The organism is Thalassotalea profundi (genome assembly GCF_014653195.1).
In the GTDB taxonomy this organism is placed as follows: domain Bacteria; phylum Pseudomonadota; class Gammaproteobacteria; order Enterobacterales; family Alteromonadaceae; genus Thalassotalea_B; species Thalassotalea_B profundi.
Genome location: NZ_BNAH01000014.1, coordinates 96,063 through 105,369, shown reverse-complemented (window position 1 = coordinate 105,369; position 9,307 = coordinate 96,063). Strand labels below are relative to the sequence as shown.

Annotated in this window: 10 protein-coding genes; 6 read left to right on the top strand and 4 right to left on the bottom strand. The window is 36.3% G+C overall.

Annotated features, from left to right (window positions below):
* Positions 1-99 precede the first annotated feature (99 nt).
* On the top strand, positions 100-573 hold the full coding sequence (gene dfrA6 / locus IE155_RS15730; RefSeq protein WP_063844458.1) for a trimethoprim-resistant dihydrofolate reductase DfrA6: 474 nt from the start codon (positions 100-102) through the stop codon (positions 571-573).
* Positions 574-705: 132 nt separating this feature from the next.
* Positions 706-1,086, top strand: coding sequence for a hypothetical protein (locus IE155_RS15720; RefSeq protein ID WP_189379203.1), 381 nt, complete (start codon positions 706-708; stop codon positions 1,084-1,086).
* A 317-nt stretch (positions 1,087-1,403) separates the two neighbouring features.
* On the opposite strand, the gene zapE is transcribed toward IE155_RS15720, so the two are convergent.
* Positions 1,404-2,519: a cell division protein ZapE gene (gene zapE / locus IE155_RS15715; protein WP_189379202.1), complete on the bottom strand. Its 1,116-nt coding sequence runs from the start codon at positions 2,517-2,519 to the stop codon at positions 1,404-1,406.
* Positions 2,520-2,694: 175 nt separating this feature from the next.
* Between zapE and IE155_RS15710 the strand changes: the two genes are divergently transcribed.
* The 3 genes from IE155_RS15710 to IE155_RS15700 all read left to right on the top strand — a co-directional run bounded on the left by IE155_RS15710 (position 2,695) and on the right by IE155_RS15700 (position 6,045).
* On the top strand, positions 2,695-3,159 hold the full coding sequence (locus tag IE155_RS15710; RefSeq protein WP_189379201.1) for a Z-ring associated ZapG family protein: 465 nt from the start codon (positions 2,695-2,697) through the stop codon (positions 3,157-3,159).
* 246 nt (positions 3,160-3,405) lie between these two features.
* Positions 3,406-4,761 carry a Do family serine endopeptidase gene (locus IE155_RS15705; RefSeq protein ID WP_189379200.1) on the top strand — a complete coding sequence of 452 codons (1,356 nt, stop codon included), beginning with the start codon at positions 3,406-3,408 and terminating at the stop codon, positions 4,759-4,761.
* Positions 4,762-4,941: 180 nt separating this feature from the next.
* Positions 4,942-6,045, top strand: a complete 1,104-nt coding sequence (locus tag IE155_RS15700) for an aldose epimerase family protein (RefSeq protein WP_189379199.1) — start codon at positions 4,942-4,944, stop codon at positions 6,043-6,045.
* Positions 6,046-6,073: 28 nt separating this feature from the next.
* Here the strand turns inward: IE155_RS15700 and argR (IE155_RS15695) are convergent, their stop codons facing one another.
* Both argR (IE155_RS15695) and mdh read right to left on the bottom strand, forming a co-directional pair.
* On the bottom strand, positions 6,074-6,544 hold the full coding sequence (gene argR / locus IE155_RS15695; protein ID WP_189379210.1) for a transcriptional regulator ArgR: 471 nt from the start codon (positions 6,542-6,544) through the stop codon (positions 6,074-6,076).
* Between the two features lie 154 nt (positions 6,545-6,698).
* Positions 6,699-7,634 (bottom strand): malate dehydrogenase, encoded by a 936-nt coding sequence (mdh, locus tag IE155_RS15690; protein ID WP_189379198.1) that lies wholly within the window; start codon positions 7,632-7,634, stop codon positions 6,699-6,701.
* 206 nt (positions 7,635-7,840) lie between these two features.
* On the opposite strand from mdh, the gene argR (IE155_RS15685) reads away from it, so the two are divergent.
* Positions 7,841-8,314, top strand: a complete 474-nt coding sequence (gene argR, locus IE155_RS15685) for a transcriptional regulator ArgR (protein ID WP_189379197.1) — start codon at positions 7,841-7,843, stop codon at positions 8,312-8,314.
* Positions 8,315-8,357: 43 nt separating this feature from the next.
* On the opposite strand, the gene IE155_RS15680 is transcribed toward argR (IE155_RS15685), so the two are convergent.
* A complete protein-coding gene (locus tag IE155_RS15680; protein WP_189379196.1) occupies positions 8,358-9,296 on the bottom strand; it encodes a Dyp-type peroxidase in 939 nt (312 codons plus the stop codon).
* Between the last annotated feature and the right edge of the window lie 11 nt (positions 9,297-9,307).

Sequence of the window (9,307 nt, the reverse complement as noted above, 5' to 3'; positions counted from 1 at the left end):
GCTCGCTCGGACAATTAACATGGGCTATTGTCGCTGCGCTTAATATTTTAGCCCATTATTAATTGCCGCTTAGGCAGGCGTTAGCCCTCAGGAGGAAAAATGAAAATATCTCTTATGGCAGCTGTTTCCGAGAATGGAGTAATTGGCTCTGGATTGGATATACCTTGGCATGTACAAGGCGAGCAGCTCCTATTCAAAGCCATGACTTACAATCAATGGCTTCTAGTTGGTCGTAAAACCTTCGACTCAATGGGTAAACTTCCGAATAGAAAATATGCAGTGGTTACTCGTTCTAAAATTATCTCGAATGACCCTGATGTTGTGTATTTCGCAAGTGTTGAATCGGCATTAGCTTACCTAAACAATGCGACAGCACATATCTTTGTTTCTGGTGGTGGTGAAATATATAAAGCTTTAATCGATCAAGCAGATGTTATCCATCTTTCAGTGATTCACAAGCATATCTCTGGCGATGTGTTTTTTCCTCCAGTTCCACAGGGCTTCAAGCAAACATTTGAGCAAAGTTTCAGTTCAAATATTGATTACACGTACCAAATTTGGGCAAAGGGCTAACAATCTGTTTAAGAGTGATTCGCAACGCGTGGCATTTTTACTATGCGTTGCGTTTAGTGTTTAAGGTGGTATGCGGAGGCTTCGGTATTGCGTTGCTCACACCTTAACAGGGCGTTATAAGTACAAGGAAGTATGGAGAAATCATTAGAGTTTATAATTCCTTTTGTAATATTGTTTATTGCAATGGAAGCAGTAATGTACTTTCAATTAAAGAAAGGGATTAAGTCGACTTTAGGTTTCGGGCTTTTAATTGCTGTCATAATTTCCATCATCTATTTTATTTTCACTCAACCAGTTGCTCATAACGATCGTGATTTACATTATTTCTTTGTTTTGCTTTCCACTGCGGTATCGTATTTGGGTTTCTTTGCAGTAATTAGTACAATCCTCATAAAAATAAATAATGGCACTTTCGCGCATATCTGTATTTTATTAATTGCAATGTTATCAACACCGGTTTGGTGGATAGTTTTGCTTTTATTTTCATGTTTTACTGGTTACGATTGTTTCTAGGTACTTATAACAAGAGACTATGGCTCACTTGTGAAAATTTTATAGTTTCTATCTCACTTTGGGGGCGATTACGCCTTAGACTTAATACTCTAAATCCGTTTGAATTTAAATGATTCTTATGTCCGCTTTGGGGATTTAAGATCTAACACCATGCAAAGGTTTTAATCATAATTTTAGTTGTAAATGGATGTAAATTTTAATTGAAATATGAAGCTTTAGGACCTCTGAACTGCCGTTAATATTTAAAAGCTAATGTCAGCTTTTGGCTAGTTGAAGTCATAAAAGTAATCACTTGCCTTAATTTGAACTGCTGCACATTAAGGCAAGTGTTCACTTGCTAAATAGTCGCTTGATTGCATTTCTTGTAAACGACTGAGGCAACGTTTAAATTCAAATTCTAAACTACCATGTGTGTATAGTTGTTCCATAGCAACTTCAGCCGAAATAATAAGTTTGACATTGCGCTCATAAAACTCATCAACTAGTGCTATAAAACGACGTGTTGCATCATCACGATCTACATTCATTTGTTTTACATTAGCCAGTAATACGGTGTGATAGATGCGACTAATTTCCATGTAATCGCCCTGGCTACGTGCAGATTCACATAAAGTAGAAAAATCAAAATGTACAACGCCATCAGATTCTTGAAGCGTTTTCAGATCGCGATTATTAATTTTAACAATCTTATTTTTTATACCTTGCTCAGTAGATAACTGATTAAAATAATTTTCAAGATTTTCATCCGCTTGTTTATCTAGAGGAAAGTGATAAATCTCAGCTTGCTCTAAGGTGCGTAAACGATAATCAACACCACTATCTACATTGATCACGTCGCAGTTTTCATTGATAAGCTTTATTGCTGGTAAAAAACGTGCCCGTTGCAGACCGTTTCGATAAAGTTCATCAGGAATTATATTTGATGTCGCCACTAACGTTACATTATGTGCAAACAACTCCTCAAATAAGGTACCTAAAATCATGGCATCGGTAATATCTGAGACGAAAAATTCATCAAAACAAATAATACAAGTTTCATCAGCAAAACGCTTGGCAATAATCTTTAATGGATCAGACTGCCCAGTTAACGTTTTTAACTCTTGATGAACGCGATGCATAAAGCGATGAAAGTGTACCCGCATTTTATTTTCAAATGGCAAACACTCATAAAAAGTATCAACTAAATAGGTTTTGCCTCGACCAACACCTCCCCAAAAGTATAACCCCTTTAAGCGTTTTGGCTCTTGTTTTGCCACTACTCGCTTCCAACGATTTAAGACTTTTTTAAAGCCTGTAACAGGTAAAGGTTTATTTTTTAAATCCTCATATAAACGTTGTAAGTTTTTTACGGCATTTTCTTGAGCTACATCATATTGAAAATCATCTCGCGTTAAATCTTGTTTATATTTCTCTAGCGGGGAAAGAATTATCATTTATTGACCGTTTCATTGTAATTTAATCTATTTATGCTTGAAATTATCCTTTCACAAACATAATTATTAGATAAGTGTAAATAAGCGCGTTATATTATACCAATAGAAATGATACCAACGGAGATTATTTCTATTTTCATCTATTTTCTCTGAATACAACGAAGGTGTACACACTATGGAAGTTTTTACAATCATTGCTCTTTTACTTACTGGCGGTATTTTAGGTTTTCTAGCAAGTTATTTTTTATCCCCCGCTTCTGCGCAAACAAAAAAGCTTTCTGCACAAGTTAGTGAAAGCGAGTCTGCACTGGCTCAATATAAATTAGATGTTGCAGAGCATTTGGACGATTCAGCTAAATTACTAGCGCAAATGAATGACACTTGCCAAAAAGCCATGCAGCAAATGGAAAAAAGCACTAAGTTGTTACAACAAGCTACGCCAAGCGATATTGATGTTATGCCATTTTTTTCTAAAGAAACGCAAGAGCAATTAGCTCAAACAGTGAGCTTACGTCACGACAAAAGTGAAAGAAAAATATCAGAAGAATCTACAGAAGCACCATTAGATTACTCAGGAAAATCAACAGGGCTATTTGCTGATAAGAAACAAACTGTTACAAATGCTGAGCTTGGAAATTAGGAACTTCTTCCCTATACATAAGTCAGTAGTTTAGTGATTACTTAAGTGCTATAGGTTTGCTAATGAATATTATCAGCAAAATATTATTCCTTATAAAAATGTAATAAACGTTGTTATTTTTATTAAGTTCTATCTTTTTAACTATACAAGTACATGAGTTTTATATAAGCAGTAACTTTCAATGGCCTTTAGTCCAATAACCACTTTACATATTGTTTAAATGCCTAAGTAGGAGTAATTTTTCGAATGAATAAAATGTCGATTATTTGTAGTTCCATACTACTTTCAACCACTTTAGCTATGGCGTCTTTACCAGCCCAAGCTAATTTACCATTACAATTAAATGGTCAGCAGATGCCGAGTTTAGCCCCCATGCTAGAGAAGGTAACACCTGCTGTTGTGCTAATTTCAGTTAAAGGTACTCATGCTCAGCAACAAAAGATACCTGATGCTTTTAAGTTCTTTTTCGGTAATCCGAGACAAAATCAATCACGTGAGCGTCCATTTAGAGGTTTAGGCTCAGGCGTAATCATTGATGCTGAGAAAGGTTATATTGTTACAAACAATCACGTCATAAAAGAAGCTGACGAAATCCAGATCACTCTCAAAGATGGTCGTCAAATTGAAGCAAAGAAAATAGGAGCTGATGAGAGTAGTGATATTGCATTATTAGAAGTTGATCCAAATAATTTAACTGAAATTAAAGTTGCTGATTCAGATAAATTAAGGGTAGGTGATTTTACCGTCGCTATCGGAAGTCCTTTTGGTTTAGGGCAAACCGTTACTTCTGGCATAGTTAGCGCTTTAGGCCGTAGCGGCTTAAATAATGATAATTACGAAGACTTTATTCAAACAGATGCGGCTATCAATAGTGGTAACTCAGGTGGCGCTTTAGTTAACTTACGCGGTGAACTAATTGGCATTAACACCGCCATAATAGGCCCTAATGGTGGTAATGTGGGTATAGGCTTCGCCATTCCCAGTAACATGGTAAAAAATATTATTAGTCAAATTTTAGAATTTGGTGAAGTACGCCGAGGTGTTCTAGGGGTTTCTGGTTATAGCGTTAATGGTGAAATAGCTAAAGCAATGGAACTAGATGCAAGCCAAGGTGGCTTTGTTGAGCGCGTAGCACCTAACTCAGCCGCTGAAGAAGCAGGCATTGAGGCAGGTGATGTAATCACGCAAGTTAATGGCAAACGTGTTAAAGGTTTTAGCGAGCTAAGAGGAAAAATAGGCTCTATTGGTGCAGGTAAAGATGTAGAATTAACTGTGATAAAAGCTAATGGAAAAACTAAAACTTACACCGTAACCCTTAAAAAAGCAGAAAATGCGAATATAGAACCTGCGAGCATTCATGAAATGCTTGATGGCGCCAAATTAAGCAATCAAACAAATGCTCTAGGGGTTATTATAGAATCTGTAGAAGAAGATTCTCCAGCAGAAGTTATCGGTTTACGCAAGGGTGATATCATTGCAGGTGTTAACAAAGTAACGATAAAAAACATCGCTGAGCTACGTGATTATTTAGCTGAAATTAAAGGTATTTCACTGTTAAAAATCATTCGCGGTAACACCATATTATATGTGCGTATTAGATAATTACTTTCTCGTATTTACATCTAAAAAGGCTCTTTATTGAGCCTTTTTTATACCCCCACCCTTTTACTTTCCCTGTTAATAAATATAGACACTCAGTTTACATAAAAATCTAATAATCTAGTTTACCAATTGTTTACATACCTCTAGTATAGGTTTAAACCAAGTAAGTAATACTCTGAAATGAATTCAAAACCATTGACTGAACATAAAAAAATTCATCAAAAATCATTTGGCCATTTAAGTAATGGTGAAAATGCCCAACTTTTTATACTAAAAAATAGCCATGGCACTGAAGTTAGCATTACGAATTTTGGTGCCATTATCACAGGTTTATCTATAGCAGACGCTAATGGAAATTTTGACGATATCGTACTTGGTTATGAGAATGTTACAGATTATGAAAATGACACCTATTATCTTGGGGCTATTATTGGTCGATATGCTGGCAGGATAAAAAATGGTGAGATCATCGTAAACAACCACAAGTATCAGTTAACATTAAATGCTGGCAATAGCCAATTACATGGTGGTAACAAAGGACTTAATAAACAACTTTGGCGAGCACATTATAATACTAACGATACAAGTGTAACGTTAGTATTAGCATATACCAGTCCAGATGGTGAAGAAGGCTTCCCTGGAACAGTAGATTTTAAAGTTCACTATACTCTGACAGAAGAAAATGAATTAATCGTCGAATATTTTGCTAGTGCGGATCAAACTACCATTATTAACCTAACACAACATAGCTACTTTAATTTAGCTGGGCATGACAATGGAAATATAGAAGATCACTATTTAACCATGAATGCCCAATACTATTTACCTATGAATAATGAAGCTTACCCAACAGGTGAGATAAAAGCAGTACAAGGTGGTATACATGACTTTAGACAAAGTAAGCGAATTGGCAAAGATATTAGCAGTAAAGATCCTCAAATAATCATTGGCAAGGGGTACGATAATTATTGGCTACTTAATGAACTTGATAGTTCACAGCAAAGCTATTCAGCGCAAGTAGAAGAGCGAAAATCTGGCCGACGAATGACTGTCGTAACCGATCAACCTAGCTTGATTTTATATACAGCCAATTATATAGATGGTTCGCATATTGGAAAGAATAATACATGTTATCAACAACGTGCTGCGCTATGCTTGGAACCTGTGAGAGCGGTAACTAAAAACTATATTAATGACTTTACCCCGACAATGCTGTATCCAGATAAACCATTTTACGGAAAAACAGTTTATCGATTTGATACGATTGCTAAGAAGTTAGATTAATTTTTCACAATAAAATGCAATGAAGTCTCTAACCTAGACCAAGTTTTTTACGAATATCAAACGTAATTTCGTCAATTCTATGAACATCTGATGGAGCGATAAAAATAGTATCGTCACCCGCTAAAGTTCCTAAAATACCCACTGATTCACCAAGACTATCTAACATACGTGAAATTAATGGGGCACCGCCAATCCCGGTTTTAACAATGATTTGTACATTATTGTGTTTAACACTCATCACAACGGACTCGATTGCCTGCTTAGAGCGGGGTATGGCAAGCTCATCGGGTAAAATATAAACCACATCACTACTAGTGTTGCGCATTTTAACCGCACCAAGTTTTGATAATAAGCGAGAAATTTTCGCTTGGGACATATTAGTAAAACCTTGTTCAGCCAAAGCATCGGCTAATTGTCCTTGAGAGCCATAACATTGCTCATTTAGAAGGGCTTTAAATGCGGTAACTAATTCCGCTTCATTTTTTTTTCGTACTGACATCATTAATAATGGCCAACAAAAGTGATTAGCGACGATTTTACCGCGTTAGTAATAAATATCTAGCGATTTTATCTATATAAATTTTAGCTTGGCTAATAAATAATAAAAAACCGCCATCTAGGCGGTTTTAATTAGAAAAAATTCTTAAAGAATATTAGCCGTTGATAAAATCAACACCTTCTTGGATATCAGCATTTAAAGTAGCTAGCATGTCATCTTTTGCTTTTTGCTCAAATGCACTTAATTGACCATAAGATAAGATCTCTTCAACACCATTTGCGCCTAAACGAATAGGGTGTGCAAAATAAGGAGCATCACCACCTTCAACTTCAACGTATGCATAATCAACAACACTTTCACCTTGTAAACCTTTAACTAAAGATAAACAAAAACGGGCCGCGGCTGCTCCCATTGATAATGTCGCTGAACCACCACCGGCTTTAGCGTTTACAACTTCAGTACCTGCGTTTTGAATACGTGGTGTTAACGCTGCAATTTCTTCATCTGAAAACTCTACACCTTCAACTTGTGAAAGTAATGGCAGAATCGTTGTTCCTGAATGACCACCAATTACTGGTACTTTAGTTTGAGTAACATCTAGGCCTTTTAATTCAGCAACAAATGCTTCGCTTCGGATCACGTCTAAAGTAGTCACACCAAAAACACGACGCGCATCATAAGTGCCTGCTTTTTTGAAAACTTCAGCAACAATTGGTACGGTGCCATTTACTGGATTAGTGATAACCCCTACTAACGCTTTAGGACAATTAGCAACAATACCTTCAGCTAATGTTTTGATAATACCCGCATTAACTGCAAATAGATCTGCACGATCCATACCTGGTTTACGAGGCATACCTGCCGGAATAATAACAATATCAGCACCTGATAATGCATCGCCTAATGCATCAGCACCATATCCAGTAACTTTTACAGCAGTAGGGATATGTGATAAATCTACAGCAACACCTGGAACAACTGGTGCAACATCATATAATGATAACTCAGATCCTGCTGGTAATTGAGTTTTTAAGAGTAATGATAACGCTTGACCGATACCGCCAGCCGCGCCTAAAACAGCTACTTTCATGGGTTGTCTCCGAAATTTGAGTAAATACGTAAATATTTGGTGCCCAAAAGATATAGCATCACGCACCAAAAAACAATTATTATGATCTATTAATCTGTTATGGCATACAAGGATACCGTATAATCAAATTTATAAAATAATACTATGGTATTATAACAGGGAATATAAATTTACCGCTTTATCTAAATCAATCACTAGTGAGTTTTATGACTGGACAACAAAAGCAAGAAGCCTTAGTACAAGCCTTTAAAGATCTACTAAAACAAGAACAATTTAGTTCTCAGGGTGAGATAGTTGACGCACTGAAAACTGAAGGGTTTGACAATATAAGTCAATCCAAAGTATCACGAATGCTAAGTAAATTTGGAGCAGTTAGAACACGCAATGCGCGCCAAGAAATGGTGTATTGTTTACCGGCCGAGCTTGGTGTACCAACAGCTAAAAGCCCTTTAAAACAGTTAGTTCTCGATATTGAACATAATGATGTCATGATCATTGTTCACACTAGTCCAGGGGCCGCCCAATTAATTGCGAGATTATTAGACAGTTTAAGTAAAAGTGATGGTGTATTAGGTACTATAGCAGGCGACGATACTATTTTTATCGCCCCCACTAATGTCACAGAAATAAAGCAAACAATTGTAACGCTTGAGTTATTATTTTCTAAAAATTTAACTTAGAAGCTCAAAGCCTTGCTTCAAGTTTTTAAGAGTGAATCTGGCTTTAATTTTCATCTTTAATTTGCATTAGTTCCGCAAGTATATTTAAACTTGGCGCAAAAAAAGCAGCGCCTGTTTCAGCTTGCGTATATTTAAGCATATGGTCGAAATTTCCATGTTCATCACCTTCAATCATACTTTTTAGCATTAAATTAAATGGCTCTGGTGACTTACAATATGAAACAAAGAATAGTCCCTGCTGTTTCATGTCACCATAAGGCATACTTTGCCTTAAAATTTCAATGCTATTACCTTCCGAATCTTTAATACTTGTTCGTTTAGTATGAGATGTTAATGGCTTGTTTTCCGAAGAATATTCTTCATTATCCACTTTAGTACGTGCAAAAACATCTTCTTGCTCTTTAACTTCAAGCGTATTCCAATGATTTAGATTATGTCGATAACGTTGTATGTGTAAATAACTCCCACTAGAAAACGCTTCGTCATCTTCAACATGTACTAAAGCAACCTCTCGACGATGACGCCCTTTGGGGTTTTCAGTACCATCAACAAACCCCGTTAAATCACGTCCATCAAGAAAGCGAAAGCCTCTAACTTGCTCAATCAATTCGACACTTTCCGCAAGTAATGCACACACTTTACCCGCAACAATATGATTAACATCCGCTCGGTCACTTCTTACTTCGATATACAAATCATAGTTCACAGCTGGTGCTATACGGTCATCACTTGAAATCTCACTAAAAGGTTTTAAGTACTTAGGTTTTGCTTTTGGAAAAAGCTCATCCCAATAATTTGCCCCTATGGCAATAACCCCTGTTAAATTGCTCTCTGAAAAACGATCTGCATATTTATCAAATAACGCAGGAAGTCGAGATAAAGCCTGACGAATATAATCATTATTATCATCAAGCACATTAAACAATAAATAGTATCCATGTAAGCTTGGCTCTGCACATATACCAAATTGTTCTCTAGCCATTTAATGCTCCT